General features: G+C 69.2%; 24 protein-coding genes. 12 read left to right on the top strand and 12 right to left on the bottom strand.

The window, feature by feature from the left end:
* Positions 1–31: 31 nt before the first annotated feature.
* The 5 genes from BOSE125_RS00690 to BOSE125_RS00710 all read right to left on the bottom strand — a co-directional run bounded on the left by BOSE125_RS00690 (position 32) and on the right by BOSE125_RS00710 (position 5,686).
* Positions 32–820, bottom strand: a complete 789-nt coding sequence (locus BOSE125_RS00690) for an IclR family transcriptional regulator (protein WP_159548665.1) — start codon at positions 818–820, stop codon at positions 32–34.
* 126 nt (positions 821–946) lie between these two features.
* Positions 947–2,203 (bottom strand): aminopeptidase P family protein, encoded by a 1,257-nt coding sequence (locus BOSE125_RS00695; protein WP_159548668.1) that lies wholly within the window; start codon positions 2,201–2,203, stop codon positions 947–949.
* 104 nt (positions 2,204–2,307) lie between these two features.
* Positions 2,308–3,138 carry a creatininase gene (locus tag BOSE125_RS00700; RefSeq protein ID WP_159548671.1) on the bottom strand — a complete coding sequence of 277 codons (831 nt, stop codon included), beginning with the start codon at positions 3,136–3,138 and terminating at the stop codon, positions 2,308–2,310.
* Positions 3,135–4,916 (bottom strand): BCCT family transporter, encoded by a 1,782-nt coding sequence (locus tag BOSE125_RS00705; RefSeq protein ID WP_159548674.1) that lies wholly within the window; start codon positions 4,914–4,916, stop codon positions 3,135–3,137. The genes BOSE125_RS00700 and BOSE125_RS00705 overlap by 4 nt, the downstream gene beginning before the upstream one ends.
* A 110-nt stretch (positions 4,917–5,026) precedes the next feature.
* Positions 5,027–5,686, bottom strand: coding sequence for a GntR family transcriptional regulator (locus BOSE125_RS00710; RefSeq protein ID WP_159548677.1), 660 nt, complete (start codon positions 5,684–5,686; stop codon positions 5,027–5,029).
* A gap of 131 nt (positions 5,687–5,817) precedes the next feature.
* Here BOSE125_RS00710 and glyA point away from each other — a divergent pair, with 131 nt between their 5' ends.
* From glyA to BOSE125_RS00740, 6 genes are read left to right on the top strand one after another with little or no spacing between them, the layout of a single operon-like run.
* Complete coding sequence (glyA, locus tag BOSE125_RS00715) at positions 5,818–7,179, top strand: serine hydroxymethyltransferase (protein ID WP_159554503.1); 1,362 nt, start codon at positions 5,818–5,820, stop codon at positions 7,177–7,179.
* Position 7,180: 1 nt separating this feature from the next.
* A complete protein-coding gene (locus BOSE125_RS00720) occupies positions 7,181–8,398 on the top strand; it encodes a sarcosine oxidase subunit beta family protein (RefSeq protein WP_159548679.1) in 1,218 nt (405 codons plus the stop codon).
* A 23-nt stretch (positions 8,399–8,421) separates the two neighbouring features.
* A complete protein-coding gene (locus BOSE125_RS00725; RefSeq protein ID WP_159548681.1) occupies positions 8,422–8,787 on the top strand; it encodes a sarcosine oxidase subunit delta in 366 nt (121 codons plus the stop codon).
* Entirely contained in the window at positions 8,784–11,735 is a 2,952-nt protein-coding gene (locus BOSE125_RS00730; RefSeq protein WP_201301099.1) for a 2Fe-2S iron-sulfur cluster-binding protein, read from the top strand. Before BOSE125_RS00725 ends, BOSE125_RS00730 begins: the two co-directional genes overlap by 4 nt.
* Entirely contained in the window at positions 11,728–12,348 is a 621-nt protein-coding gene (locus tag BOSE125_RS00735) for a sarcosine oxidase subunit gamma (RefSeq protein ID WP_159548683.1), read from the top strand. The genes BOSE125_RS00730 and BOSE125_RS00735 overlap by 8 nt, the downstream gene beginning before the upstream one ends.
* Positions 12,345–13,787: an L-serine ammonia-lyase gene (locus BOSE125_RS00740; protein WP_159548685.1), complete on the top strand. Its 1,443-nt coding sequence runs from the start codon at positions 12,345–12,347 to the stop codon at positions 13,785–13,787. Before BOSE125_RS00735 ends, BOSE125_RS00740 begins: the two co-directional genes overlap by 4 nt.
* 6 nt (positions 13,788–13,793) lie before the next feature.
* Here BOSE125_RS00740 and BOSE125_RS00745 read toward each other — a convergent pair whose 3' ends face one another.
* Positions 13,794–14,267 carry a MarR family winged helix-turn-helix transcriptional regulator gene (locus BOSE125_RS00745; RefSeq protein WP_159548687.1) on the bottom strand — a complete coding sequence of 158 codons (474 nt, stop codon included), beginning with the start codon at positions 14,265–14,267 and terminating at the stop codon, positions 13,794–13,796.
* Positions 14,268–14,378: 111 nt separating this feature from the next.
* Here BOSE125_RS00745 and BOSE125_RS00750 point away from each other — a divergent pair, with 111 nt between their 5' ends.
* From BOSE125_RS00750 to BOSE125_RS00760, 3 genes are all read left to right on the top strand, one after another.
* Positions 14,379–16,022 (top strand): AMP-binding protein, encoded by a 1,644-nt coding sequence (locus BOSE125_RS00750; protein ID WP_159548689.1) that lies wholly within the window; start codon positions 14,379–14,381, stop codon positions 16,020–16,022.
* Positions 16,019–17,218 carry an acyl-CoA dehydrogenase family protein gene (locus BOSE125_RS00755; protein ID WP_159548691.1) on the top strand — a complete coding sequence of 400 codons (1,200 nt, stop codon included), beginning with the start codon at positions 16,019–16,021 and terminating at the stop codon, positions 17,216–17,218. The genes BOSE125_RS00750 and BOSE125_RS00755 overlap by 4 nt, the downstream gene beginning before the upstream one ends.
* 126 nt (positions 17,219–17,344) lie before the next feature.
* Positions 17,345–18,757 (top strand): aminomethyl transferase family protein, encoded by a 1,413-nt coding sequence (locus BOSE125_RS00760; RefSeq protein WP_159548693.1) that lies wholly within the window; start codon positions 17,345–17,347, stop codon positions 18,755–18,757.
* A 131-nt stretch (positions 18,758–18,888) separates the two neighbouring features.
* Here BOSE125_RS00760 and BOSE125_RS00765 read toward each other — a convergent pair whose 3' ends face one another.
* The gene (locus BOSE125_RS00765; protein WP_159548696.1) at positions 18,889–19,674 is read right to left on the bottom strand and encodes an IclR family transcriptional regulator; all 786 of its coding nucleotides are present in this window, start codon (positions 19,672–19,674) and stop codon (positions 18,889–18,891) included.
* Between the two features lie 101 nt (positions 19,675–19,775).
* Positions 19,776–20,627: an IclR family transcriptional regulator gene (locus BOSE125_RS00770; protein ID WP_159548699.1), complete on the bottom strand. Its 852-nt coding sequence runs from the start codon at positions 20,625–20,627 to the stop codon at positions 19,776–19,778.
* Positions 20,628–20,797: 170 nt separating this feature from the next.
* On the opposite strand from BOSE125_RS00770, the gene BOSE125_RS00775 reads away from it, so the two are divergent.
* From BOSE125_RS00775 to BOSE125_RS00785, 3 genes are all read left to right on the top strand, one after another.
* On the top strand, positions 20,798–21,736 hold the full coding sequence (locus tag BOSE125_RS00775) for an SDR family NAD(P)-dependent oxidoreductase (protein WP_159548702.1): 939 nt from the start codon (positions 20,798–20,800) through the stop codon (positions 21,734–21,736).
* Positions 21,737–21,859: 123 nt separating this feature from the next.
* Entirely contained in the window at positions 21,860–22,327 is a 468-nt protein-coding gene (locus tag BOSE125_RS00780; protein WP_159548705.1) for a MarR family winged helix-turn-helix transcriptional regulator, read from the top strand.
* A gap of 16 nt (positions 22,328–22,343) precedes the next feature.
* The gene (locus BOSE125_RS00785) at positions 22,344–23,183 is read left to right on the top strand and encodes an SDR family oxidoreductase (RefSeq protein ID WP_159548708.1); all 840 of its coding nucleotides are present in this window, start codon (positions 22,344–22,346) and stop codon (positions 23,181–23,183) included.
* Positions 23,184–23,193: 10 nt separating this feature from the next.
* Here the strand turns inward: BOSE125_RS00785 and BOSE125_RS00790 are convergent, their stop codons facing one another.
* Genes BOSE125_RS00790 through BOSE125_RS00805 form a run of 4 tightly spaced genes read right to left on the bottom strand, consistent with a single transcriptional unit; the run spans position 23,194 to position 26,514 of the window.
* Entirely contained in the window at positions 23,194–24,105 is a 912-nt protein-coding gene (locus BOSE125_RS00790) for an SDR family oxidoreductase (protein ID WP_159548711.1), read from the bottom strand.
* 41 nt (positions 24,106–24,146) lie between these two features.
* The gene (locus tag BOSE125_RS00795; protein ID WP_159548714.1) at positions 24,147–25,091 is read right to left on the bottom strand and encodes an amidohydrolase family protein; all 945 of its coding nucleotides are present in this window, start codon (positions 25,089–25,091) and stop codon (positions 24,147–24,149) included.
* On the bottom strand, positions 25,088–25,759 hold the full coding sequence (locus BOSE125_RS00800) for a 3-oxoacid CoA-transferase subunit B (RefSeq protein WP_201301100.1): 672 nt from the start codon (positions 25,757–25,759) through the stop codon (positions 25,088–25,090). Before BOSE125_RS00800 ends, BOSE125_RS00795 begins: the two co-directional genes overlap by 4 nt.
* Positions 25,760–25,761: 2 nt before the next feature.
* Positions 25,762–26,514 (bottom strand): CoA transferase subunit A, encoded by a 753-nt coding sequence (locus BOSE125_RS00805; RefSeq protein ID WP_236558094.1) that lies wholly within the window; start codon positions 26,512–26,514, stop codon positions 25,762–25,764.
* Between the last annotated feature and the right edge of the window lie 313 nt (positions 26,515–26,827).

A 26,827-nucleotide genomic window follows, 5' to 3' on the forward strand; every position in this document is an offset into this window, starting at 1 on the left:
GGAGCGGTGTTCTGGCGGGGATGCGCGGCCTCTAGGCCGGGGTCCATCCCAAGCGCAGGGAAATGCGCCGGGCGGCCTCCCGGCAGGCGGTGGCGAGGCGGGCGATCTCGTCCTGGGGAACGCGGTAGAAGGGGGCGGCGACTAGAACGGCTGCCACCACCTCGCCTCGGTGGTCCCTCACAGGGGCAGCGATGCCCACTTCGTCCGGGGAGGTCTCGCAGTGGTTGACCGCGTGGCCATCCTGCCGCACGGTGGCGAGCCGCTCGAGGTACTCGTCCACGTCTACGGCGGACTCGAAGGCCACGCGACCGGAGGACACCAACTCACGCACCCGGTCTGGGCCGGTGTGCGCCAGGAAGACCTGGACGCTCGCGCTCAGGCCGGTGGCGTAGCGGCTGCCCAACACGGAAGTGTGCTTGACCTGCTGTCGGCTGGGAACTTGTTCCACGGTGACGGCGGTGGTGCCGTCCCAGATGTTCAGGGCGGTCGTCTCCCCGGTGGTCTCGGAGAGCTCGCGAAGGTCTTCCATGGCGACGCGCCGGACATCCAGGCCCGCCAGCAGGGGTCCGGCCACGGCGATCAGTCCCAGGCCCAGCCGATACTTACGGGAAGCCTCATCCCGCTCGACCACCTTCTCCTGCTCGAGCGTGGCGAGGATCCGGGACACGCTGGACTTGTGCAGCCCCACCTGAGCGGCGATCTCGGTGACCCCTTGAAGCGGCTCATCCACCGTGAAGCACCGGATGACCTGCAGGACATTGACGATGACGGACGCGCCACGGGCGCTGTCGCCCGTTTCGGTCCCAGCGGTGGTGGCCATGGAGCTTCTCCCGATGGTCGTTCTCACGATGGGGCCCCCGAGTGGGGGTGAGCAGCGGTGCTGCCCACCCCCACGATGTCACGGCCGGCGTCCCCGCGGGGTGAACTCCACCGGCTGAGGGCCGGGTCAGGCGTCGATGATGTTGTTCTCGGGACCGAAGCCGAACTTCGTGATGTTCTCCACGCCGCCATCCTCTCCGATGACCAAGATGTCGTGCTCGCGGTAACCACCGGCGCCCGGCTCACCGTCCATGACGGTGATCATCGGCTCCATGGAGACCACCATGCCCGGCTCCAGGACCGTGTCGATATCCTCGCGCAGCTCCAGACCGGCCTCGCGGCCGTAGTAGTGGGACAGGACCCCGAACGAGTGGCCATAGCCGAAGGTGCGGTTGGGCAGCAGGCCGTGGCCGATGTAGATCTCGTTGAGCTCGTGGGCGATGTCCTGGCAGACGGCACCCGGCTTGATCAGCTCGAGGCCGCGGCGGTGGACCTCCACGTTGACGTTCCACAGTTCCAGGCTGCGCTCGTCCGGCTGGCCGAGGAACAGGGTGCGCTCCAGGGCGGTGTAGTAGCCGGAGGTCATGGGGAAGCAGTTCAGGGACAGGATGTCCCCGCGCTGCAACTGGCGGGTGGTGGCCCAGTTGTGGGCGCCGTCCGTGTTGATGCCGGACTGGAACCAGACCCAGGTGTCCCGGACCTCGCGGTGCGGGAAGGTCTTGGCGATCTCGTGCACCATGGCCTCGGTGCCGATCAGGGCGACCTCGTATTCGGTGATGCCCTCGCGGATGGCCGCCTTGATGGCCTCGCCGCCGAGGTCGCCGATGCGGGCGCCGTGCTTGATGACCTCGATCTCCTCGGCGGACTTGATCATGCGCTGGCGCATGGCGTCCTGGGACACGTCCAGCAACTCGGCGCCGTCGAAGGCGTCCTGGATGCGCTGGCGGGTCAGGCCCGGCAGGAAGTCGTCCTCCACGCCGATCCGGGAGGCCTTCACGCCGTCCCGCTTCAGGGCCTCCTGAAGGCCGTAGAAGAAGTTGTCCCGCTTCCAGTCGGTGTACACGATGTTCTCGCCGTAGCTGGTGCGCCAGGGCATGCCGGCATCGATGTTGGCGGTGACGGTGGTGGAGTTGGTGGCGGTGACCACCAGGGCGTAGTTGCGCCCGAAGGTGGTGTAGAGGAAGTCCGAGTAGTACTTGATGCCGTGGTAGCTGGTGAGGATGACGGCGTCCAGGGATTTCGCGGCCATGATCTGGCGCAGGCCGGTCAGGCGGCGCTCGAACTCGGCGTCGGAGAAGGTCAGCTGCTGCTTGGAGCCGTTGTGCAGGGTCTTCAGGCGCTCCAGCTCGGAGACGGACTGCGCGGTGCTGGGGGTGGTGGTCATGGTGTTCTCCTCGGAAAGTAAGTTGCATCGAATGCAACGGCGTTGCATTCATTGTGGGATGTGCGGTGGGTCACGTCAAGGGGCACGACGGCGGCCCGTGGCGGTCAGCGGGGCAGGTCCAGTTCCGCGGTGAGATCGGTCCCGAGGTCCGCGGCGACCTGCTCGTAGAGCAGCCGGCCCTTCTCGGGCGAGGAGCCGTCCGGCGCCGAGAGGCAGCCCGTGTCCGGGGTGCGCGAGGACACCGCGGGAAGGCGGTCGAACCGCGGCAGGTCGGCCGGGGGGTGGCTCACGGCGCGGTCCATGGCCACGAGTTCGGGGCGCAGATGCAGCATGAGCGAGGTCTCCAGGACCCCTCCGTGCTCGATTTCCCAGCCTGGGAAGCCCTCCGGGTAGACCGCCGCCAGCGTGTCCTCGGAGACGTAGTCCCAGTAGGAGAGCAGGAGGACGGTGGGGCTGTCCCGTGGCGGTCCGGCGCTGGCCCTGGCGCCGGCGCCGGTGTCGGCCAGCGCCAGATCCGCGGCCTCGTACAGGAACTGGTAGTTCTCGTAGTGCCCGTTGAGCACCACGAGGTTGCGGACGCCCTGGCGCAGGAACCCGGCCATGATGCAGCGCGCCTGGGCGATCAGGGCCGCGGCGTCCAGGCTGACGGTGCCGGCCAGGTGGTCGCCGCCGCCGGACTTCTGCTGCGACTTGTAGCCGTAGGCCAGCGGCTCTGCCACCTTGGCGCCGATCCGGGACCCCACCGCCTCGGCGATGGTCGAGGACAGGATGGCGTCCGTTCCCAGGGGCAGGTGGGGGCCGTGCTGCTCGAAGGCTCCGGCCGGCAGGATCACGGTGGAGTGCTCTCCGGCGGCCCAGTCGCGGTAGGTGTGGGCGTCCAGGTGGGCCAGGCGCGTGGGCTGGGCCGGGGCCGGGGTTTCGGGGGTGCTGGTCACGTCTTCGGTGTCCTCTCGGTGGTCGTCCGGTAGCCGTAGGGGTCCTGCGGCTCCGTGAGGGTCCCAGGACCCACGCCGAGGCGCGGATCGGGGCGGGGGATACCGTCCTCATCGCACAGCTCGTCCTCCGCGCGGTGCCCCGGGTCGTTGATGTCCTTCTCCAGCTGCCGGGTCTCCCGGGTCCGGGACCGGAGGCGCCGGACGAGGTTGATGATCATCAGCACGATCACGAAGGAGAACGGGAAGCCGCCGATGATGGTGCCGGTCTGGACCGTGTCCACGGCGTCCACCCCACCGATGGACAGCAGTACCAGGGCCACGGTGGCGATGGAGGCCACCAGGACCACCCGGAACCAGGGGCCGGACTTCTTGGGGGCCGAGACGAACTCCGCGAGGGCGTAGGTGCCGGAGTCCAGGGACGTGACGTAGTAGGTGGCCACCAGGATGGTCGCCACGATGATCAGCAGCGTGCCGATCCACGGCACCATCTCCAGCATCGAGAACAGGGCGGAGGAGGTGTCCTCGGCCGCGTCGGCGGAGATCTGCCCGGACTCGTTGTCGTAGTGGATGCCGGCGGAGCCGATGACGCCCACCCAGACCATGACGATCAGGGACGGGATGATGGTCACGCCCAGGACGAACTGGCGGATGGTGCGGCCGCGGGAGATGCGGGCGATGAAGCCGGCCACGAAGGGCGAGAAGGCGATGACCCAGCACCAGATGAACACGGTCCACCAGCCGTTCCAGCTGTCCGACCAGTCCGCCAGCGGCGTTCCGGCGCCCTCGGCCCCGGCGAAGAAGCTCATCGGGATGAAGTGCTGGAAGAACGAGCCGAACGTCTGGGACATGTTGGAGAGCAGGTAGACCGTGGGGCCGAAGACGAAGACGGCGACGACCAGCACGATGGACAGGATCGAGTTCGTCTCGGAAATGCGCTTCATCCCCTTGTTGACGCCCAGGAACGCTGAGACGGCGGTCAGGAGGCCGAAGGCGAGGATGACGATGACCCACACCAGGGTGCTGCTCTCGATCGGCAGCACCTGGGTGGCGCCGGAGGTGAACTGCATGGCCGCGAAGCCGAACGACGTGGCCAGTCCGAGCACGGTGGCCAAGATGGCCAGCAGCTCGATCACGACGCCGGCCGGCCGCTGGACGCGTCTCGGCAGCAGGTCCACGGTCGCCTCGCGGAACGTGAGGGTCTTGCCGAGGTTGTGGTGGGAGTAAGCCAGGCAGATCGCGACGACGCAGTACATGGCCCAGGCGGTCAGGCCCCAGTGGAAGTAGGTCCACACGATCCCGCCCTCGCCCGGGTTCGCACCCGTGGGGATCACGGGGGTCCCCTCGCGCAGCATGACGGGCTCCGCCACGGACCAGAAGATCAGGCCGATGCCCTGGCCGCAGGCGAAGAGCATGGAGTACCAGGCGAAGTTGCTGTGCTCCGGCCGCGCCTTGGGCCCGCCGAGCCGGACCGTGCCGACCTTGCTGATGCACAGCCAGGCGCAGACGCCGACGGCGATGAGGGAGTAGAGCACAAACCACCAGGTGAACCCGCCGGTGACGAAGGTCCTCAGGCGGCCAATCAGGGCAGCAGCACCCTCGGGGTTGACCGTCACGGCCACCACGGCCGCGATGATCAGCACCGGCGGCAGGATCATGATGATGGCCCGGTCCAGAGGCGGGATGATCCGTCCTCGGAATCGCGGGAGGGTGACCGTCCGTTCGCTCCCCGCGGCGGGGCTGTCCTCGGTGACGGTGGCGGATTTCTCAGGGGTGGACATGTCGACTTCCTCCAGGGGGCACAGTCGCTGGCTGTTGCACTTAAGGCAACGCGGTTGCGCTACAGAATGACAGTGACTCAGGTCACCGTCAAGCCCTGGCCGGGAGGACGTCAGATGACGCTGCGGACCGCCGCGTCGAAGTGGCGGACGTGCTCGGCGGCGATGGACTCCGCCCGCTCCTGGTCGCCGGCCAGGATCGCGTCCAGCAGGCCGAGGTGCTCGCGGATGTGGCCGGCGACGTCCGGGAGGCGGTCCACCACCACGCACCAGATCCGGGTGGCGAGGTTGTCCAGGCGGATCAGGGACTCCTCGAGATGGTGGTTGCCCGCCGTGCGGTAGACGAGCCGGTGGACGGCCAGGTCCAGCGCCATCACCTCCCGCTGCGGGGTGGTGTGGTCCAATCGCTCGATCCCCTCCCGGGCCTCCAGCAGGGCTGCGCGGGTTTCCGGGCTCACGTTCCCCGCAGCCTTGCGGGCGGCCAGGGGCTCCAGGAGCTGGCGCACCTCGGAGACGGCGGCCAGCTCGGTGATGTCCACGCGGGTGGCGAAGGTGCCCCGCCGGGGATAGGAGACGACCAGGTGATCCGTCTCGAGGCGCTTCAGGGCTTCCCGCAGCGGCGTGCGCCCGAATCCGAGGTCACTGACGAGTTGGAGTTCCTGGAGCGGCTCGCCGGGGGCGATGTCCAGCATGATCAACCGGTCCCTGAGGGCGCGGTAGGCCTGCTCGGCGAGCGAGAGGCCGGTGGGGGCAAGGTTCGTTGCGGTGGTCATGAGGTCCTTCGGCTCGTCGGACGGTCCGCATTCCTGCAGGCCCTTGACGGGGTGTGATCATCATCATACTGTAGACCGCAGCTTGATATATCAGTTGTCTTCAAGAGGCGTACCAGGAGATCATCGTGACCATGACCCGCGAGATGGCCGAGGCCATCCCCACTGAATTGACTGCTGACCTGGCCGAGCTCGACCCCGAGATCGCGGCGCACCTCGACGCCGAGCTGGGGCGGCAGCGCGAGGGGCTGGAGATGATCGCGTCGGAGAACCACACCGCCGCCGCCGTCATGCAGGCCCAGGGCTCAGTGCTCACGAACAAGTACGCCGAGGGGTACCCCGGCAAGCGCTACTACGGCGGGTGTGAGCATGTGGACGCAGTGGAGAGCCTGGCCCTGGAGCGGGTCAAGGCGCTCTTCGGTGCCGGGTTCGCCAATGTCCAGCCCCACTCCGGCGCGCAGGCCAACGCCTCGGTGATGCACGCGCTGATCCGGCCGGGGGACACCGTGCTCGGGCTCAACCTCGCCCACGGCGGGCACCTGACGCACGGGATGAAGATCAACTTCTCCGGCCGCCTCTATGACATCGTCCCCTACGGCGTGGACGAGTCCACCCACCGAGTGGACATGGACGAGGTGGCCGCCCTGGCACGCGAACACCGGCCGAAGATGATCATCGCCGGGTGGTCCGCCTACCCGCGCCAGCTGGACTTCGCCCGCTTCCGCGAGATCGCGGACGAGGTCGGCGCCTACCTGATGGTGGACATGGCCCACTTCGCCGGGCTCGTGGCCACGGGCCTGCACCCCTCGCCCGTTCCGCACGCCCATGTGGTCACCTCCACCACGCACAAGACCCTGGCCGGTCCCCGTGGCGGCATCATCCTGACCAATGACGCGGGCATCGCCAAGAAGGTCAACTCCGCCGTGTTCCCCGGCCAGCAGGGCGGTCCACTCGAACACGTGATCGCCGGCAAGGCCGTGGCGTTCAAGATCGCCGCCTCCGAGGGCTTCCGGGACCGCCAGGAGCGGACCCTGGCCGGCGCGCGAATCCTCGCCGAGCGGCTCATCCGCCCGGACGTGACCGAGCACGGGATCACTGTCCTCACCGGCGGTACGGACGTGCACCTGGTCCTCGTGGACCTGCGAGACTCCCCGTTGGACGGCCAACAGGGCGAGGACCTGCTGGCCGCCGTGGACATCACGATCAACCGCAACTCCGTCCCCTTCGACCCGCGCCCGCCGATGGTGACCTCCGGCCTGCGCATCGGCACCCCGGCCCTGGCCACCCGCGGATTCGGCGAGGAAGCCTTCCGCGAGGTCGCGGACATCATCGCCGAGACGCTCAAGGCGGGTGCAGCCGGTGCGGCCGGCGCCGGCACCACCGACAGCACCCAGGACGAGGCCCTGACCGGCCTGCGCGAACGCGTCCGAGATCTGGCGGCCGCCCATCCCCTGTACCCGAACATGACCGAATTCCTCACCACGAAGGGGGCCTGACATGGCCGAGAAGCTTCCCGAGCACCCGGACTTCCTGTGGCACAACCCTGACCCGAAGGCCAGCTATGACGCCGTGATCGTCGGTGGCGGCGGCCACGGCCTGGCGACCGCCTACTACCTGGCGTCCAGACACGGCATGACCAACATCGCCATCCTCGAGCGGGGCTGGCTGGCCGGCGGCAACATGGCCCGCAACACCACGATCATCCGCTCCAACTACCTGTGGGACGAGTCCGCGGCGATCTACGAGCACTCCCTCAAGCTGTGGGAGGGGCTGCCGGAGGAACTGGAGTACGACTTCCTGTTCTCCCAGCGGGGCGTGATGAACCTGGCCCACACCCTGCAGGACGTGCGCGAGTCCCAGCGGCGTGTGAATGCCAACGTGCTCAACGGCGTGGACGCGGAGTGGCTGGACCCGCAACAGGTCAAGGAGGCCTGCCCCATCATCAACATCGGGGACGACATCCGTTACCCGGTCATGGGGGCCACCTACCAACCACGCGCCGGGATAGCCAAGCACGACCACGTGGCCTGGGCCTTCGCCCGCAAGTGCGACGAGATGGGCGTGGACATCATCCAGAACTGCGAGGTCACCGGCTTCATCAAGGACGGCGAGCGCGTGGTGGGTGTGGAGACGTCCCGCGGCCGCATCAACGCCGGCAAGGTGGCCCTCGCGGCCGCCGGTCACTCCTCGGTGCTGGCCGACCTGGCCGGGTTTCGTCTGCCGATCTCCTCGCACCCGCTGCAGGCGCTCGTCTCCGAACTCTTCGAGCCGGTCCACCCCACCGTGGTGATGTCCAACCACGTCCACGTGTACGTCTCGCAGGCACACAAGGGCGAGCTGGTCATGGGTGCCGGGATCGACTCGTACAACGGCTACGGCCAGCGCGGCGCGTTCCACGTGGTGGAGGAGCAGCTGGCTGCCGCCGTCGAGCTGTTCCCGATCTTTGCCCGCGCGCACCTGCTGCGCACGTGGGGCGGGATCGTGGACACCACCTTCGACGCCTCACCGATCGTCTCCACCACCCCGATCGACCAGATGTACGTCAACTGCGGTTGGGGCACGGGCGGCTTCAAGGGCACACCAGCCTCCGGCTACACGTTCGCCCACACCATCGCCACCGACAAGGCCCACCCGCTGAACGCCCCGTTCGCTCTGGACCGCTTCGAGACCGGACACCTCATCGACGAGCACGGCGCCGCCGCCGTGGCCCACTAGGAAGGTACAGGCAGGAGAAAACCATGCTGCTGATCGACTGCCCGCACTGCGGGCCGCGCAACGAGACCGAATTCCACTACGGGGGCCAGGCCCACATCGCCTACCCCAAGGATCCCCACTCCCTGGACGACCGGGGCTGGGCCGAATACCTCTTCTACCGCGACAACCCCAAAGGGCTGTTCGCCGAGCGCTGGCAGCACGGCGGCGGGTGCCGCAAGTGGTTCAACGCCCTGAGGGACACCCACACCTACGAGTTCGCCGCCACGTACCCGGCCGGTTCGCCGCGGCCCGATGCCGGCGACCTCCCGGACCCCGGCCACGGCAACTCCACCCGGACCACCCCTTCCAGCCCTGCCAGTGCGAACACCGATCACGGAGGTCACCAGTGAGCACCGCCAACACCCGGCGTCTTGAGGCCGGCCGCGCCCCCGGCCACGGCATCGACCGCAGCCGCGAGATCACCTTCACGGTGGACGGCACCCAGTACGCCGGCCACCCCGGCGACACCCTCGCCAGCGCCCTCATCGCCAACGGCCGCCTCGACTGCGGACCATCGCTCTACGAGCGCCGCCCACGCGGCATCCTCTCCGCCGGCGTCGAGGAGCCCAACGCCCTCGTCACCGTCGCCGCGCGCTTTGCCGGGCACGTGGACGAGTCCATGCTGCCGGCCACCGCGGTGGGTCTGACCGAGGGGCTGCACGCCACGTACCTCTCCGGTCTGGGCGTCATGGACCCCACCAAGGATGAGGCCGTCTACGACCACAAGTACGTCCACGTCGACGTCCTGGTGGTCGGCGCGGGGCCGGCCGGGCTGGCCGCGGCCCGCGAGGCCGCCAAGTCCGGCGCCCGCACCATCCTCATGGACGACCAGCCCGCCCCGGGGGGCTCCCTGCTCTCGGGCCGCGACGGAGACGGCGAGGACCTGATCGACGAGATGGATGCCCGCGACTGGGCCGCCGCCACCCTCCGCCGCCTCGCCGGCGCCGAGGACTTCACCTACCTGCCGCGCACCACGGCTTTCGGCTCGTACGACGCCAACTTCGTGGTCGCCGTGGAGTCCCGCACGGATCACCTGCCGGCGCGCGAGCGGCCCGGGGTGTCCCGCCAGCGGATCTGGCACGTCCGCGCCAGCCAGGTGGTGCTGGCCACCGGCGCCCATGAGCGCCCGCTGGTCTTCGCCAACAACGACCGCCCCGGCATCATGCTGGCCGGCGCCGTGCGCACCTACCTGAACCGGTACGCCGCGCTGGCCGGTGAGAGGATCGCGGTGGCCACCACCAACGACTCCGCCTACCGGCTCGTCGCGGACCTGCACGCCGCCGGCGTCACCGTGGCGGCCGTCGTCGACTCCCGGCCGGAGGCCTCGGCCACTGCCCTGGAGGTCCTCGAGTCCACGGACGTGCGCGGGATCTTCGGCGCCGCCGTGGTGGACACCGCCGGTGACGGCCCCGCCGGCCGGATCAGCGGCGTGACCGTCTCCGCCCTGGACTCCGACGGTGCCCTGACCGGTGAGCCGGAGACCCTGGACGTGGATCTTCTGGCCGTCTCCGGTGGCCACTCGCCTGTGGTGCACCTGCACAGCCAGCGCCAGGGCCGTATCGCCTGGAACCGAGAGCTCGCGGCATTCGTACCGTCCGCCCGCGTCAAGAACCAGTTCACCGCGGGAGCTCTGACCGGGGCCGTGACCCTGGGTGAGGCGCTGTCCCAGGGTGCCGAGTCCGGCCACCAGGCCGCCCGGGCCACCGGCTCCTCCGCCCCGCTGCTGGTGCCGAGCGCCCCGGCGTCCCCCGCCCCGGGAACCGTCCGGCCCGTGTGGCTCGCCCCGGCCCTGGCGGGGGAGCCCGCCGACTGGACCACCCACTTCGTGGACCTGCAGCGGGACCAGACCGTGGCGGACGTGCTGCGGGCCACGGGCGCCGGGATGCGCTCGGTGGAGCACGTCAAGCGCTACACCTCCATCTCCACCGCCAATGATCAGGGCAAGACCTCGGGGGTCAACGCGATCGGCGTGATCGCGGCCGCCCTGAATGAAGGCGATCTCGGAGATGTCGGGACCACCACCTTCCGCGCGCCGTTCACGCCCGTGGCCTTCGCCGCCGTGGCCGGCCGCCGCCGCGGTGAGCTGTTCGACCCGGCCCGCGTCACCTCGATCCAGCCCTGGCATGAGGCCGCCGGCGCACTGTTCGAGGACGTGGGTCAGTGGAAGCGGCCCTGGTACTTCCCGCAGGACGGGGAGGACATGGACGCCGCCGTGTATCGCGAGTGTGCCGCCGTGCGGGACTCGGTGGGCTTCATGGACGCTTCCACCCTCGGCAAGATCGAGGTCCGCGGGGCAGACGCCGCCGAGTTCCTCAATCGCATCTACACCAACGGCTTCCTCAAGCTGAAGGTCGGCATGGGCCGCTACGGGCTGATGTGCTCCGCGGACGGCATGCTCTTCGACGACGGAGTGACCATGCGCCTGGCCGAGGACCGGTTCCTGATGACCACCACCACCGGCGGGGCCGCCAAGGTCCTCGACTGGGTGGAGGAGTGGCACCAGACCGAGTGGCCGGAACTGGACGTGGTGTTCACCTCGGTGACCGAGCAGTGGAACACCGTCGCCGTCGTCGGGCCCAAATCCCGCGAGGTGGTGGCGAGAGTGGCCCCGGACCTGGACGTCTCCAACGAGGCGTTTCCGTTCATGGCCTTCCGCGAGACCACCCTGGCCAACGGGACCCGCGCCCGGATCTGCCGCATCTCCTTCTCCGGCGAACTCGCCTACGAGATCAACGTGGAGGCCTTCTCCGGCCTGTCCACGTGGGAGGCCGTGGCGCAGGCCGGCGCCGAGTTCGGGATCACCCCGTACGGCACCGAGACCATGCACGTGCTGCGGGCCGAGAAGGGCCTCATCATCATCGGCCAGGACACGGACGGCACCGTGACGCCGCAGGACGCCGGGATGGGCTGGGCGGTGTCCACGAGGAAGGACTTCGTGGGCAATCGCTCCTTCTCCCGGGCGCACACAGCCCGCGAGGACCGCCGCCACCTGGTGGGTGTGCTGCCCGTGGACCGCACCACGCGGCTCGCGGAGGGCGCCCAGCTGGTGACGGCGGGCACCCCGCTGACGCCCGACGCCGGCCCGGTCCCGATGATCGGCCACGTCACCTCCTCCTACAACTCGCCCGCGCTGGGCCGGACCTTCGGTCTGGCCCTCGTGGACAACGGCCGCAACCGCATCGGTGAGATCGTGCGCTCGCCGATCGGCGCCGGTGCTCCGGACGGCGAGAACTACGTCGAGGTGGAGATCGCCTCGCCCCTCCTCTACGACCCCGAAGGGACCCGCCGTGATGGCTGAGACTCTGATGACCCGATCCATCCGCACCTCCCCGGCGGCCCACCTGGAGTCCCTCATGGTGGCGGCCGAGGTGACCGGCGCCCGCGCCGTGTCCCTGCATGAGCTGCCCTTCGCTGTCCAGATCGGCCTGCGGGCCGTTCCGGACTCCGAGTCCGCGCGGGCCCTGGAAGCAGTCCTGGGCGTCCAGTTGCCCGCCGGTCACGGCCAGAGCACGGGGGACGCCTCCGGTCAGCACGTGCTGTGGCTGTCCCCGGACGAGTTCCTCGTGGTGGACGTCTCTCGTGAACAGTCCACGGGTGATGTGGACTCGCTCGAGGCCGCCCTCGAGGGGGTGCCGGGCCAGGCTCTGGATCTCTCCGCCAACCGCACGATCCTCGTGCTGGCCGGGCCCGCGGCCCGAGACGTCCTGGAGAAGGGGTGCCAGGCGGACCTGCACCCGCGCTCCTTCCCCGTCGGTCACGCGATCGTGACGGCGGTGGGGCCGGTCCCGGTGCTGCTGCACCGCTCCGGCGAGCGAGAGTACCGCGTCTATCCCCGTGCATCCTTCGCCGACTTCCTCGTACGCTGGTTGGTGGATTCCATGGCGGAGTTCAGGCAGGAGGAAGTGCTATGACGCTCAGCGTGCTGGACTTGTTCTCGATCGGCCTGGGGCCGTCGTCGTCCCACACCGTGGGGCCGATGCGTGCCGCGCGGCTCTTCGCCCGGGGGCTGGCCGATTCCGGCCGGCTGGGTGAGGTGGTGCGGGTCAAGGCCGTGCTGTTCGGCTCCCTCGGGGCCACGGGGGAGGGCCACGGCTCGGACGACGCCGTGATCCTCGGCCTGGCCGGGCTGGACCCGGAGACCGTGGGCGCGGACGAGGCCCCCCGGGTGGTGGCCGACGCCGCCGAATCGGGTCGGTTGAGGCTGGACGGCACGCACGAGGTGGACTTCGTCAAGGCTGAGGACGTGGTGCTCAACGGCTGGGAGTCACTACCCGGCCATCCCAATGGGATGCGCCTGGCCGCCTATTCTTCCGAGGCGGCCGCTGAGTCCGCTGGGACCGGGGCCGACGTCGATCCGGAGAGGGCCGGCGTCGTGATGTCCCAGGAGTACTACTCGGTGGGCGGCGGGTTCGTGGTCACGGCGGAGGACTTCAGCAACCCGGTCGATGCCGAGCCGGAGGTGCCCGAGCCCTACCCGTTCGCCAGTGGGGCCGAACTGCTGCAGCGCTGCCGCGAATCCGGGCTGTCCGTGGCCGGCGTGATGCATGCCAACGAGCTGACTCGGCACTCCGCCGAGGAGATCCGCACGGCCCTGTTGGACGTCTGGGCCGTGATGCGGGAATGCGTGGAGAACGGCTGCAGTCGCACCGAGGAGGTGCTGCCGGGCGTGCTGTTGGCCAAGCGGCGCGCCCCCGGGTTGCGGCGCCGGCTGCGCGAGCAGCAGGCCAAGGGGGACACCCTGGACACGCTGTGGGCCATGGAGTGGGTCAACCTCTTCGCCCTGGCCGTGAACGAGGAGAACGCCTCGGGCGGCCGGGTGGTCACGGCCCCGACCAACGGTGCCGCCGGGATCATCCCCGCCGTGCTGCACTACTTCGACATGTTCCGCGAGTGCGATGACGACCGGGTGGAGGAGTTCCTGCTCACCGCCGGCGCCATCGGCACCCTGTTCAAGCGCAACGCCTCCATCTCCGGCGCCGAGGTCGGCTGCCAGGGCGAGGTGGGCTCGGCCTGCTCCATGGCGGCCGGGGCCCTGTGCGCCGTGCTGGGCGGCACCCCGGAACAGGTGGAGAACGCCGCGGAGATCGGGTTGGAGCACAATCTCGGGTTGACCTGCGATCCCATCGCCGGGCTCGTGCAGATCCCCTGCATCGAACGCAACGCCATCGCCTCCGTGAAGGCCATCAACGCCGCCCGCCTGTCCCTGGCCGGAGATGGCACCCACCGGGTGAGCCTGGACGAGGCCATCACCACCATGCGGGACACCGGCCGGGACATGATGTCCAAGTACAAGGAGACCTCGCGCGGCGGCCTGGCCGTGAATGTGGCGGTGAACCTCCCGGAGTGCTGAGCCGCGCTACGGCGTGGAGGTGCTGAGGTCCTGGACGTTGTGGCGCAAGGTGCGCAGGGCTGCTGACAGGGCCTCGAGCTGCTGCTGATCCAGTCCGTCCACCAGGCGGCTCTGGAGGGCGGCCACCTCGTCCTGCAGGCGGGTGACTGCGGCCCTGCCCCGGGGCGTGGCCCGGAGCAGCAGCCGCCGCGCGTTGTCCGGGTCCTGGGCGCGGCTGATCAGGCCCTGCTCGATGAGCGGCCCGATGGTCCCCGCCATCGACTGGGCCCGGACGAAGGAGCGCCGGGCCAGCTCCGAGGACGTGATGCCCGGCCTGGAGAGCAGCACGGTGAGGGCCGTGTACTGGGCGGCGGTGAATCCCCGGCTGCCGGCGATCCTCTCGACCTCGGGGCGGAGCCCGGTGTCCAGCAGCTTGATCATGTAGATGAACCAGCCGTCGATGACGAGGTCCGGTGCGGTCTCGGCGTTTTTGCACGTCATGGTGCCTCCCAGAGGTGTGCGGGAACGGGTGCGGCCGGTACCTGCGACCCTTGACGTTCGTTTCAGGTTACCTGAAACTGGGGGTGATCCACAGCAGACGGAGGCCTGTCCATGTACGAGAACTATGCGGTCCTGTGGCACGAGATCGCCCTGCGCGCCCCGGACCGGATGGCGGTCCGCTCCACCGGTGGGGACTACACCTACGGCGAGTTCGACGCCGCCGCGGCAATGGTGGCGGAGGAGCTGGCGGATCGGGGCGTGGTCTCCGGCTCGCGGGTGGCGTTCTTCCTCCACAACACCGCCGAGTATCTCGTGCTGTTCTACGCCTGCCTCAAGCTGGAGGCGATCCCGGTCTCGGTCAATTACCGCTACCTCGGGGCGGAGCTCGCCGGGCTCCTCACCGTGGCCGAGCCGGTGGCCCTCGTCCATGCCAGCGGCTCCCGGGCGCAGGTGGAGGACGCCCTGGACCGACTGGACGGAACCGCAGGCCGGCCGGAGTTGCTCATCGAGATCGGCAGCGGACTCGACGGACCGGACGGCCGGGAGTGGGCCGGCGTCGTCCGCGTCCGGTTCGAGGAGCTGGCCGCGCCGGAGCCGGAACGGACCGCATCCCCGCGGCGGTTCGAGCCCGGCCGGGACGCGGAGCTGTACATCTTCACGGGCGGGACCACCGGCACCCCGAAGGCCGTGGTGTGGAGGATCGGCGACCTGCTGCACATCCAGCAGTCCTCCATCTACGGACCTGTCGGCCGGGACCTTCCGGCCGATCTCGACGCTGCGGTGGGGATCGCCGTGGAGGGCGGCTTGCCGCCCGTCCGGACCCTGCCTCTGGCGCCCTTCATCCACGCGACGGCACTGTTCAGCGCCATGAACACGCTCGCACTCGGCGGCACCGTGGTGATCAACCCGGATCCCAGCTTCCGCGCCGGGGACGTGGCCCGGCTGATCGTGGGAGGGGAAGTGACCCGGCTGATCGTCGCCGGAGACGCGGTGGCCCTGCCCCTCCTGGACGCATTGGAGAAGGAACTCGATGGCCGGGAGTCCAGCCTGACCTCGGTGATCAGCTCGGGGATGCGGTTCAGCGATGACACCAAGCGCCGCATCCACGCCCTCGGCCGGGTGGCGATCGTGGACATCCTCGCCTCGACGGAGGGCGGCCCCTACGCGGTGGCCACCACCACCCGTGCTGAAGACCTGCCGGCACGATTCCGGCTGAGCGAGGACGCCGTGGTCCTGGACGAGGCACAACGGGAGGTCCAGGACCACCCCGGGGCGATCGGCGTCCTGGCCTATCGCGGTGCGCTGCCCGTGGGCTACCTCCATGACCCGGTCACCTCCGCGGAGACCTATCCCGTGATCAACGGTGTCCGCCACTGTTCCCCCGGCGACTACGTCCGGGTGGGGGAGGACGGGTTCATCGACCTGCTCGGGCGGGGCAGCTCCGTGGTGAACACCGGCGGGGAGAAGGTCTTCCCCGGAGAGGTGGAGGAGGCACTGCTGGAGCACCCGGCCGTGGCCGACGCCGTGGTCTTCGGTGTCCCCGACCCCCGCTGGGGTGAGGCGGTGGCGGCCGTCGTGGCCCTGGAGCCGGGCCTGGACGTGACGGAGCGGGACCTGATGGAGCACCTGGCCGGGAGGGTGGCCGGCTACAAGAAGCCCCGCACCCTGGTCCTGCGCGACTCGCTCGACCGCGGTCCCACGGGGAAGCTGAACCTGAAACGCCTGAAGGCCTCGATCCGGGAGGACGTCCAGTGAACACCAGCACCGGCGAGCCCGCACCCTTCCTCGGCGGCGCCGACTTCTACGGCTACTCGGATCTGCTCACGGGTGCCGAGCTGACCGTCCTGGCCCGCCTGCGCCGGTACTTGGAGGAGGAGGCCGAGCCCGTCCTCGCCGACTATTGGGAACGCGGGGAGACACCGTTGTTCCTCCGGGACGGCCTGGCCGGGCTCGACCTGGTGGAGCCCGCGGAGCTGCGCGACGCCGGCGAGACGGTCCGGTCTCTGTTCATCGGTTTCCGGAACCTGGAGTTCTCCCGCGTGGACGGCTCCCTGGCGATCCTCTTCGGCGGCCAGGCCGGCATGTTCCGCACCGTGGTCCACGCCGGCGGCAGCGAGGAGCAGCTGGCGCGGTGGGGAGCGGACATGGCGTCCTTCAGAATGACCGGCTGCTTCGCGCTGACCGAGCCGGACCACGGCTCGGACATCGCCCGCGGTGTCCAGACCGAGGCCCGGCAGGAGGGTGACGGCTGGGTCCTGAACGGGGCCAAGCGGTGGATCGGGAACGCGGCGTTCTCCGAGTACGTGGCTGTGGCTGCGAAGGACGCCGACGACGGCCAGGTCAAGGTCTTCCTGGCCCGCACTGATGATCCGGGCCTGGAGATCGCCAAGATCGAGGGCAAGACCTCCCTGCGCATGGTCCACAATGCCGACATCCGCCTGGACGGGGTGCGGGTCCCGGAGAGCCACCGGCTCCAGCGGATCAACTCGTTCGCTGACCTGAACCGCACCTTCGAGACCTTGCGGCCGGACGTGGTCTGGAATGCCACCGGGCTTCAGATCGGCCTGTATGAGGCCGTGCTGGAGTACACCAGACGGCGCGAGCAGTTCGGGCGGCCGATCGCGTCCTTCCAGCTCGTCCAGGACCACCTCGTGACCATGCTGGGCAACGCCAATGCGTCCCTTGCCCTCGCGGTCCGACTGTCTCAGCTCGCGGATGCCGGCGGTGTCAGCGGGGAGCAAGCTGCCCTGGCCAAGACGTGGGTCTGCCGCCACATGCGCCAGAGCGCGGCCCTCGGCCGGGAACTGCTCGGCGGCAACGGCATCCTGCTGGAGTACAAGGTCGCTCGATTCCATGCCGACGCGGAGTCCCTCTACACCTTCGAGGGCACCGACCAGATCAACACCCTCATCGTGGGGCGGGCCATCACCGGCCACAGCGCCTTCGTGTAGAGGTCTGCGCCGCAAGCCTGAAGAGATGATCCAGAAATCTGCCGCAGGGTGTTGCCTGGATCACAGTGAGATACCTATGCTCATAGGTATACGGCAGTTGTCACCCCTCGTTCAGGAGATCAAGTCATGTCAGACCAGAAGTCGCTGCAGCAGGCCATGGAGGCCGCGGGCAATCCCGTGGAGATGATGCGGAACTCGAAGGTGGGTGCCTACGTCTACCCGGTGGTGGCTCCCGAGTTCACCAACTGGCGGGACGAGGTCATCGCCTGGCGCGAGTCCGCCGTCATGTTCGATCAGACCCACCACATGGACAACCTGATCATCAAGGGTCCGGACGCCAAGAAGCTCGTCTCCTACACTGCGATCAACTCGCTGGAGAACTTCCCCGTCAACCGCGCCAAACAGTACGTCCCGGTCACCCCGGCCGGCCACGTCATCGGAGACGGCATCCTGTTCCACGAGGACCAGGACCAGTACACCTACGTGGGCCGCGCCCCCGCCACCAACTGGCTGAAGTTCCATGCCGAGACCGGTGGCTATGACGTCGAGCTGGTCGAGGACCGGCGCTCGCCGTCGCGTCCCATGGGCAAGGCCGTGAGTCGTGAGTACTGGCGCCTGCAGATCCAGGGCCCCAAGGCCTGGGACGTCATCGAGAAGGTCAACGGCGGTCCGGTGGAGCAGCTGAAGTTCTTCCACATGGACACCATGAACGTGGCCGGCACCCGGGTGCGGACCCTGCGCCATGGCATGGCCGGTGCCCCCGGTCTCGAGCTGTGGGGCGCCTACTCGGACTACGACCGGGTCCGCGAGGCCATCATGGAGGCCGGCGCCGAGTTCGGCCTCGCCGCCGTGGGAGCCCGTGCCTACTCCTCGAACACCCTGGAGTCCGGTTGGATCCCGTCCCCACTGCCGGCCATCTACTCCGGGGACGGCATGCTCGCGGACTACCGGGCCTGGCTCGGCGCCGACTCCTACGAGGCCAACAACGCCATCGCCGGCTCCTTCGTCTCGGAGAACATCGAGGACTACTACACGACCCCGTGGGAACTGGGCTACGGCAACTTCATCAAGTTCGACCACGACTTCATCGGCCGCGAGGCGCTCGAGAAGGTCGACCCCTCCACCCAGCGCCACAAGGTCACCCTCGCCTGGGACGATGCGGACATGGCCACCATCCACGCCTCGATGTACGGCAAGGGCGAGATCGGCTACAAGTTCTTCGACCTGCCCAACGCCAACTACGGTTCCTCGAACTTCGACTCCGTGGTGGACTCCTCCGGCAAGGTCGTGGGCCTGTCCATGTTCACCGGCTACTCGGCGAACGAGCGCACCGCGCTCTCCCTGGCCGTCGTCGACCCCTCCGTGCAGGTGGGGGACCGGCTGAAGGTCGTCTGGGGCGAGCCCGACGGCGGCTCCGGCAAGACCACGGTGGAGCGTCACCGCCAGATCGAGGTCAACGTGACCGTCTCCCCGGTGCCGTACTCCTCCGAGGTGCGGGACAACTACGAGGGCTCCTGGCGCAAGGCTGGCCAGGTCTGAGCTGAATCGTCGCTGAGCGGGTTCGGGCCAGTGTGGGCCGGACTCGTAAGGAGTCCACTTCCTGCCGGCAGCACTGAGGCCGTGCCTCCCTCCAACCTTCGAGGGAGGCACGGCCTCAGTGCTGATGCGGATCAGGCCGTGCGCAGACGGTCTTCGGGTAACGCCTCCTCGGGCCCATTGAGGGCGCGGGAGATCCTCTGTGCGGTGGAGACCAGCGGGGGGATGAGCTGGTGCGGGGTGAAGCGGTCCTTCGGTGCCGTGATGCCGACAGAGGCCACGGGGTGGCCGTGTGGTCCGACGATCGGAGCGGCCAGGGCGATCACCCCGACGGCGATCTGATCATAGGCAACGGCGACGCCGCGCTGCCGAACCTCGGCCAGAAGTTGGCGAAGCCGGTTCGGGTCCGTGTCGGTGTGGGGTGAATAGGCGGCGAGCGGCTGGCGCAGCAGGTCGTCGAGTTCGTCGGGGGGCAGGGACGCCAGCAGGACGCGGCCGGTGGCCGTGGCATGCATGGGCCAGCGCCCGCCGAAGCGGCTGGTGACCGGGGCCCCGCCCGGAGCCAGCATCGACTCCAGGTAGAGCACGTCCTGCTGCACAGAGACCGAGAGGTGGATGTTCGTGTTGGTCGCGTGGTGCAGGCCGTGGAGGTAGGGGTGGGCCAACTGCTTCAGGCGCAGGCGGTGCCCGGCGAGTGAGCCGAGTTCCAGGACCTTGAGGCCGATGGTGTACTCCCCGTCAGGCTGACGGTGGAGGGCCCCCCATGCGGTGAGCTCGCCGACGAGACGATGTGTGGTGGGGAGGGTCAGCCCCGACCGCCGGGCGATCGAACTCAAGGTCTGGCTGTCGTGCCGGTCGGTGAAGGTGTCCAGGATGGCCAGGACGCGGCCGGCGGCGGTGGGTTTGGATGGAGATGCCAAGACGACTCCTTTGGCGTGATCTGAGTCACATCAGTCTAAGGATGGATCCACTATAGGGATAGGTATGGCTTGCGTCGACCGGAGGGCGACGGTGGGTGCACTCAGACCGCGAAGGGCTGGACTGTGGACCCGGGGGCGCCTGGCGGCGAGATCCCCGAGGAGGCCGAACCCAGGGCCCGGGACAGGGCGCGCGCCGTGGCATTCAGCGCCGGCAGAACCTGGTGCACAGTCCGTGACCCGTCGATCTTCAGCGTGACGCTCAGGGCGGCCACCACCCGGTCGCTGGGCCCTCGGACGGGCACTCCCACGGCGAACGTGCCGAGGGTGATGGTCTCCGTCAGCACGGCCACCCCGGTGCGGTGCACCTCCGCCAGCATTCGGCGCAGGGTGTCCGGATCGGTGATGGTGTGGTCCGTGTAGCGCTTCAGTGGGCTGGCCAGCACGTCCTGGCGGACGGCCGCTGGCGCGGAGGCCAGTAGGACCATGCCCGTGGCGGTGGTGTGCAGGGGCCAGCGCCCGCCGAGCCGGCTGAGCACGTGGGCACCGGAGTGCCGTTGCAGCGACTCCACGTACACCACGTCATGGCCGTCCCGGACGGAGAGGTGCACGTTGGCCCGGACCGCAGCCTGGAGGTCCGCAAGGTAGGCCGGGGCCACGTCCCGCAGCTGCAGCATCTGCGGCTCGAGGCTGCCCAGTTCCAGTACCCGCAGTCCGACGGCGTACCGCCCCTCCGCGGTCCGCTCGAGTGCGCCCCAGTCCCGGAGTTCACCGACGAGTCGATGCGCCGTGCTCAAGGTCAGGTCCGCGCGGCGGCTGATCTCGCTCAAGGTCAATTCGAGATGGTCCTGGTCGAAGACGTCCAGGACGGACAGGACGCGGCCCGCGGCCGTGCGATGGTCCTCAGCGGCGAGGGCCTCGTGCAAGGCGGGGTGTTCCCCGGTTGATGGGTGCATCGAGTGGACTCCTCCCGGGATGTGATGTCCCTCACCATGGTGGGACGTCTCCGGACGATCAGACCTCGGCTTCCGTCGGGCGGAAGCCCTCGGTGCCTCAGTGCCGACCGTCTTCCGCGGGAAGGAATCCGGACTGTGGGCCGGAGGCAGAACACCTAGATTCGCTGACCATGACCGACGAGCACCACACACCACAGCGCCAGGATCCCGCGGGGCGGACGGAAGGGGCCTCGGCGAATGCGGGCGGTTCACACCGGCCCCTGGCCGGGCAGGTGGCCCTCGTCACCGGCTGCGGCAAGCCGGATGGCATGGGGCAGGGGATCGCCGGGGCGCTGGCCTCCCGTGGTGCATCGCTCGTCATCACGGACCGCGAGCCCCGCGGTGTCGCCAACGACCGCCAGCGGAGGCTCGGGCAGGTTCCATCCAGTGGCCTGGACGAGTTCGCGGGCCAGTTGCGCCGGGCGGGTGTGGATGTGGTCACCGCACTGGGGGACATCTCCCAGCGGGCCGACGTCGCCGGAATTCTGCAGACCGTGCAGGACCGCTTCGGGCGGCTGGACATCCTGGTGAACAACGCGGCGGCTCCGCAGGGCCCGGACCGCCGGGACATCGAAGAGGTGCCGGACGAGGCCTTCGACCTGCTGATCGACGTCAATGTGCGTGGTACCTACGCCATGTGCCGAGCGGCCGTACCGCTCATGCGGTCCGCGCGCTACGGGCGGATCGTCAACATCTCCTCCATGGCCGGGCTCTCGGCGGCACCGTTCTCCGTGGCCTACTCCGCCTCCAAGGCCGCAGTGATCGGCCTGACCCGCGCCCTGTCCATGGACGTGGGGCCGTGGGGGATCACGGTCAACGCGGTCTGCCCCGGTCTCGTGGCCACCAGCAGGGCCATCCTGGACCCCTCCGCGGACCTTGATGTGGACTCCACGCTGGCGCAGCGCGGCCGGAACATCCCGGTCGGCAGGGTGGGCCAACCGGCGGATATCGGCGAGCTCGTCTCCTTCCTGGCCTCGCCGGGCGCCGGCTACGTCACCGGCCAGGCCATTCCCGTGGACGGCGGCGGCCTGACCCCCTTTCCGCTCCGCCAGCCACCTTCTGACACCTGATCACCGTGATCGTCAGGGCCGCTCCCGACTCCGGGCGGTCGACGATGCGGATCTCGCAGCCGCGCACCACAAGTCGGTCCATATAGTTGCCTCAGGCAACTAGATGGGCGTAGGGTGCGGACCATGGACACCGAGGACCTGGACCTGCATCGCAGTACCCTCCGCGCGCTGACCAGGCTCATGTCGCAATGGTCCTCGCTCGAGCTGCAACGGCAGATCACCGCCGACTGTGGTGTCTCCCTGGACCCGGTCTCGGTGCGCGCCCTCTACGGCCTCGGCACCGCCGGCGGCACCTCCAGCCCCAGCGCCCTGGCCGACGAGTTGCACCTCACCCGGCCCTCCACCTCAAAGCTCATCGCGCGCCTCGTCGACGCGGGCCTCGTGGACCGCCACCCCGACGAGTCCGACGGCCGCTCCGTGCAGCTGGAGCTGACCGAGGAGGGCCGCCGGACCTTCGAGACGCTCTTCGACGCCGGCGTCGACATGCTCGTCACAACCACCGCCGGCTGGGACAGGGCCGACCTGCGGGCCCTGGCCACCCTGCTCACCCGCTTCACCGGTGGAACCACCACCGACCGCCCCACGCCCTGATCGAAAGGCCATCACCATGTCCCGCACCTACGTCATCACCGGAGCCGCCTCCGGCATCGGCAAAGTCACCGCCGAGATCCTTCGCGAGCGCGGGGAGACCGTCATCGGCGTCGACCTGAAAGACGTCGAGGTTGCCGGCGATCTCTCGAACCACGAGGGCCGCCTCGCTGCGGCCGCGGAGGCCGCGCAGCTCGCCGGTGGAACCGTCGACGCCGTCATCCCGTGCGCCGGCCTCTCCGTGATGAAGCCCGTGACCGTCGCGGTGAACTTCTTCGGCATGGCCGAGTTCCTCGAGGCACTGCTGCCCGCTCTCGGTCGGTCCGAGGCGCCGCGAGTCGCCCTGGTCTCCTCCATGGCCTCGTTACAGCCCGTCTCCACCGCTCTGGTCGACGCCATGCTCGCCGGTGACGAGGAGCAGGCCCTGTCCATAGCGGGCTCGCTCGCGGAGGCGTCGCCCGAGTCGAACCCCATCTACTCGTCCTCGAAGCGCGCCATCTCCCGCTGGGTGCGCCGAGAGGCCCCCACCGAGGCGTGGGGCGGCGCCGGCATCCCGCTGAACGCGGTCGCGCCCGGCACCGTCGTCACACCGATGACCAAGGACCTGCTGGCCAGCGAGCGGGGCCGTGCGATGACCGACGCCTACGTGCCGATGCCACTGAACTCCCATCAGGGTGCGGAGAGCATCGCCCACCTCCTGATCTGGCTGACCTCCGTGGAGAACACCCACTGCACGGGTCAGACCGTCTACTGCGACGGCGGCGCTGACACCGTGCTGCGCGGCGACGACGTGTGGTCCTGGAACGACGAGGCCATGGCCCGGAAATTCCGGGAGATCGGGGCGCGCCTGCGGGGCTGACACCTCGGGCCTACCGGGCCGGTGCGTACTGCGGTGCCGGTTTCCGGCGCTCCTCGTCATAGACGGGTGAGGACAGCAGGAACGGGATGGCGGCCTTCCGCTCCTCGTGCAGCGGCTCGTCGGGGAAGGATTCCTCGATCGCGCGGTGACGTTGCACGACCCCGGCCTTGAACTCGGGGTGCGTGAGGATGAACATGTCACCACGGCGGATCCCCTCCAGGACCCTCTCGCCGGCCTCCTCCGCACTCATGTACGGCTGTGTCAGCTGGAACGCGGTGGCCTCCGGGCCGGGAGCGGTATATCCCGAGGCGCCGTACTCGGCAGGCCGTTTGGCTACCGAGGAGGCGATGTTCGAATGAGTGGGCCCGGGACAGTAGGCCGAGACGCCGATGCCCTCGGCCAGCAACTCGATGTGCAGGGCCTCGGACAGGGCGATGATCGCGGCCTTGGACATCGAGTAGAGGCCGGCCACCACCGGCATCAGCCCAGCCATGGAGGAGGTGTTCACGATGTGCCCGCCGTGGCCATGCCGGCGGATGGCCGGCAGGAAGGTCTGGATGCCGTGGGCCACGCCCTTGATGTTCACGTCGATCAACCAGTCCCAGTCGGCGGGAGTGGCGTCCGAGACGGCTCCGGCCAGGCCGATCCCGGCATTGTTGACCAGCAGGTCCACGCGTCCCTGTTCGGCCTCGATGCGCTGAGCGGTCTGCTGCATGGCGGCCAGGTCCGTCACGTCCACCTGAAGGGTGGCGACCTCGAGACCCCGAGCGGAGAACTCCGCCTGGGTCTCGGCCAGATGGTCCGTGCTGCGTCCGGTGACGTAGACGGTCATGCCCGCGCGGGCGCAGGCCAGGGCGATACCGCGGCCGATGCCGCTGCTACCGCCGGTGATGACGGCAACGCGACCGGTGAGTTCGTGCATGGGAGATCCTCTCGATGGTGCCGGAGGTGCCGGCTGGCGGTTCAGGGGGTGGACGGAGAGCCGGATGCAGTGGCGGTGCCCGGCAGCCGGAGCAGCCGGGCGGCATTCTCCCGCAGGATCAGGGGCCTCACGGAATCCCTGAGGGGCAGCTGGTCGAAGGCCTCCATCCACCGCTCCGGGGTGATGACCGGGAAGTCCGAGCCGAAGAGCACCTTGTGCTTGAGCAGGGTGTCCGCATATTGCACCAGCTGCGGCGGGAAGTACTTGGGCGACCAGCCGGAGAGGTCGATGTAGACCCGCGGCTTGTGGAGGGCGATGGACAGGGCCTCGTCCTGCCACGGGAAGGACGGGTGGGCCATGATGATGTCCATGTCCGGGAAGTCCGCCGCCACATCGTCGATGGCCAGCGGGTGGGAGTACTTCAGCCGCACCCCGCCCCCGCCGCGGGAGCCGGCGCCCACCCCGGTCTGTCCCGTGTGGAACAGCGAGATCAGGCCGAACTCCTCGATGACCTCGTACAGGGGGTAGACCGACCGGTCGTCGGGGTAGAACCCCTGGACGCCGGGATGGAACTTGAAGCCACGCACGCCGTAGTCGCGGGCAAGGATCCGTGCCTCCCGCACGCCGGCCGCGCCCCGGGCCGGGTCGATGCTGGCGAACGGCACCAGCACGTCCGGATGCTCGGCTGCCAGTTCGGCGATCTCGCGGTTCCCAGGAACGGGCTCGTCGCCGGTGGCGGAGATCGAGTCCACGGTGAAGACGACGGCGGCCATGCGGCGCTCGCGGTAGTAGGCGGCGAGCTCGGGGACGGTGTATCCGTGCATCGTGCCGATCCCGAAGTACTCGCCCATCTGCTCGCCGGACTCGACCGGGCCGGCGTCGTCCTTCACCGAACGGTGGACGTGGACGTGGACATCGATGGCGGCCAGGTCCTGCCACTGCTGCAGGGACGGCGCGCCCGCGCCCTGCTGGGAACCGGTGCTCATGCCGGGACCGCCACGACGTAGTCGGCCTCGGTCTGCAACCGGACGTCCTCCGCGGTGACGCCGGGGGCGCACTCGACGAGCGTCAACACCCCGTCGAGCACGTGGAAGACCGCCAGGTCCGTGTAGACCCGGGTGACGACGCCGCGGCCGGTCAGCGGGAAGGTGCACTCCTGGACGAGCTTGGACTGACCCTTGCGGTCGACATGCTCCATGCAGACCCAGACCTGAGGGGTCCCGGCCACGAGGTCCATGGCACCGCCGACGGCCGGATTGCGTCCCGGCACGTACCAATTGGCCAGGTCGCCGGCCTCTGACACCTGCAGTGCTCCCAGGATGGTCACATCCAGGTGGCCGCCGCGGATGATCGCGAAGGAGGTGGCCGAGTCCACGATGGCCCCGCCGGGGATCATACTGGTCGGCTGCTTCCCCGCGTTGGTCAGATCCGGATCCTCGGCGCCGGGCTCGGGTGCGGGGCCGAGGCCCAGGATCCCGTTCTCGGACTGGAGGAAGACCTCCCGGTCCGCGGGGATGTGCTGGGGCACCGCCAGCGGGATGCCCACCCCGAGGTTGACGGTGTAGCCGTCCACCAGATCCGCGGCCAGACGCTGGGCGATCTCGTCCCGTGTGCGCCCGGTGATCCGGGGCGATGCGGTTTTGGTCATGGACATGGTCAGCCCTTCTGGAGCGAGGCGGCCCGCCGGGGCAGGTCGGCCGGGATGGGTGCTGCAGTCATCACCACGTGGTCCACGAAGACCCCGGGGAGGTGGATGTCATCCGGGTCCAGCGACCCGGTGTCCACCAGCCGTTCGACCTCCACGAAGGTCGTCCGCCCGGACATGGCTGCCAGCGGATTGAAGTTGCGGGCGGAGAGATGGAAGCGCAGGTTGCCCTTGGGATCGGCCTGCTGCGCCTTGACGAGGCCGAAGTCCGCCGTGATGCCGTACTCGAGGACGTGTGCCCGTCCGTCGAACACCCGTTCCTCCTTCGCCGGCAGCAGCTCGCCCGGGGTCCCCCCGGAATAAGAGGCCGGGAACGTCCCGTCCGAGAGCATGGTCTCCGCACCGGAGGGCGTGAAGAAGGCGGCGATCCCGGCGCCACCGGCCCGCATGCGCTCCGCCAGGGTGCCCTGCGGGATCAGCTCCAGCTCGACGCGACCCGCGAAGTACTCGTCGTAGAACTCGGGCAGCACGGGGAAGGATCCGGTCAGTCGGCGGACCCGGCCCTCCATGACGAGCCGGCCGATGCCGGTGAAATCGTCACCCACGTTGTTGACGTAGAGGTGCAGGTCCTTCTTGCCGAGATCGGACAGGGCGTTGAGCAGGGCGTCCGGGCGTCCGGAACTGCCGAAGCCGCCGACGGCGATCGAGGCACCGTCCCAGACAGCATCCAGGTGCTCGTGGAGGTCGGTGCGGAACTTGTTCATCACGGTGCGTCCTACTTCTCTTCTGGTTCTCGAGAGGGGAAGGCCGGGTCTGGCGCCGGCGGATGGTGGCATCGACCGGTGATGGTCCGGTCATGCAGTAGTCAATCCCCACTGGCCCCTGGGGGTCATCCCGGTTTCCGCGCGGTAGAAGACGGAGGTCCGGCGGGGTCCTGCAAGCTGGGATTGTGACCCTGATCACGGTGAATCCTTCCATGCGGCGGAAAGCCCGTGGCAGCGTGCCGGCGGACGGAGCACCGTGGAGGCAGCAGCACCACCGGCATCTGAATCCGGTGATGCGCCCACCTCACCCGCC

Origin of the sequence: Citricoccus sp. K5 (assembly GCF_902506195.1) — a bacterium.
Classification (GTDB): Bacteria; Actinomycetota; Actinomycetes; order Actinomycetales; family Micrococcaceae; genus Citricoccus.

Coding starts and splice junctions, on each gene's coding strand:
- BOSE125_RS00690 (WP_159548665.1), bottom strand. CDS start 820: ATGGCCACCACCGCTGGGACCGAAACGGGCGACAGCGCCCGTGGCGCG.
- BOSE125_RS00695 (WP_159548668.1), bottom strand. CDS start 2,203: ATGACCACCACCCCCAGCACCGCGCAGTCCGTCTCCGAGCTGGAGCGC.
- BOSE125_RS00705 (WP_159548674.1), bottom strand. CDS start 4,916: ATGTCCACCCCTGAGAAATCCGCCACCGTCACCGAGGACAGCCCCGCC.
- BOSE125_RS00710 (WP_159548677.1), bottom strand. CDS start 5,686: ATGACCACCGCAACGAACCTTGCCCCCACCGGCCTCTCGCTCGCCGAG.
- glyA (WP_159554503.1), top strand. CDS start 5,818: ATGACCCGCGAGATGGCCGAGGCCATCCCCACTGAATTGACTGCTGAC.
- BOSE125_RS00720 (WP_159548679.1), top strand. CDS start 7,181: ATGGCCGAGAAGCTTCCCGAGCACCCGGACTTCCTGTGGCACAACCCT.
- BOSE125_RS00725 (WP_159548681.1), top strand. CDS start 8,422: ATGCTGCTGATCGACTGCCCGCACTGCGGGCCGCGCAACGAGACCGAA.
- BOSE125_RS00735 (WP_159548683.1), top strand. CDS start 11,728: ATGGCTGAGACTCTGATGACCCGATCCATCCGCACCTCCCCGGCGGCC.
- BOSE125_RS00740 (WP_159548685.1), top strand. CDS start 12,345: ATGACGCTCAGCGTGCTGGACTTGTTCTCGATCGGCCTGGGGCCGTCG.
- BOSE125_RS00745 (WP_159548687.1), bottom strand. CDS start 14,267: ATGACGTGCAAAAACGCCGAGACCGCACCGGACCTCGTCATCGACGGC.
- BOSE125_RS00750 (WP_159548689.1), top strand. CDS start 14,379: ATGTACGAGAACTATGCGGTCCTGTGGCACGAGATCGCCCTGCGCGCC.
- BOSE125_RS00760 (WP_159548693.1), top strand. CDS start 17,345: ATGTCAGACCAGAAGTCGCTGCAGCAGGCCATGGAGGCCGCGGGCAAT.
- BOSE125_RS00770 (WP_159548699.1), bottom strand. CDS start 20,627: ATGCACCCATCAACCGGGGAACACCCCGCCTTGCACGAGGCCCTCGCC.
- BOSE125_RS00775 (WP_159548702.1), top strand. CDS start 20,798: ATGACCGACGAGCACCACACACCACAGCGCCAGGATCCCGCGGGGCGG.
- BOSE125_RS00780 (WP_159548705.1), top strand. CDS start 21,860: ATGGACACCGAGGACCTGGACCTGCATCGCAGTACCCTCCGCGCGCTG.
- BOSE125_RS00785 (WP_159548708.1), top strand. CDS start 22,344: ATGTCCCGCACCTACGTCATCACCGGAGCCGCCTCCGGCATCGGCAAA.
- BOSE125_RS00790 (WP_159548711.1), bottom strand. CDS start 24,105: ATGCACGAACTCACCGGTCGCGTTGCCGTCATCACCGGCGGTAGCAGC.
- BOSE125_RS00795 (WP_159548714.1), bottom strand. CDS start 25,091: ATGAGCACCGGTTCCCAGCAGGGCGCGGGCGCGCCGTCCCTGCAGCAG.
- BOSE125_RS00800 (WP_201301100.1), bottom strand. CDS start 25,759: ATGTCCATGACCAAAACCGCATCGCCCCGGATCACCGGGCGCACACGG.
- BOSE125_RS00805 (WP_236558094.1), bottom strand. CDS start 26,514: ATGAACAAGTTCCGCACCGACCTCCACGAGCACCTGGATGCTGTCTGG.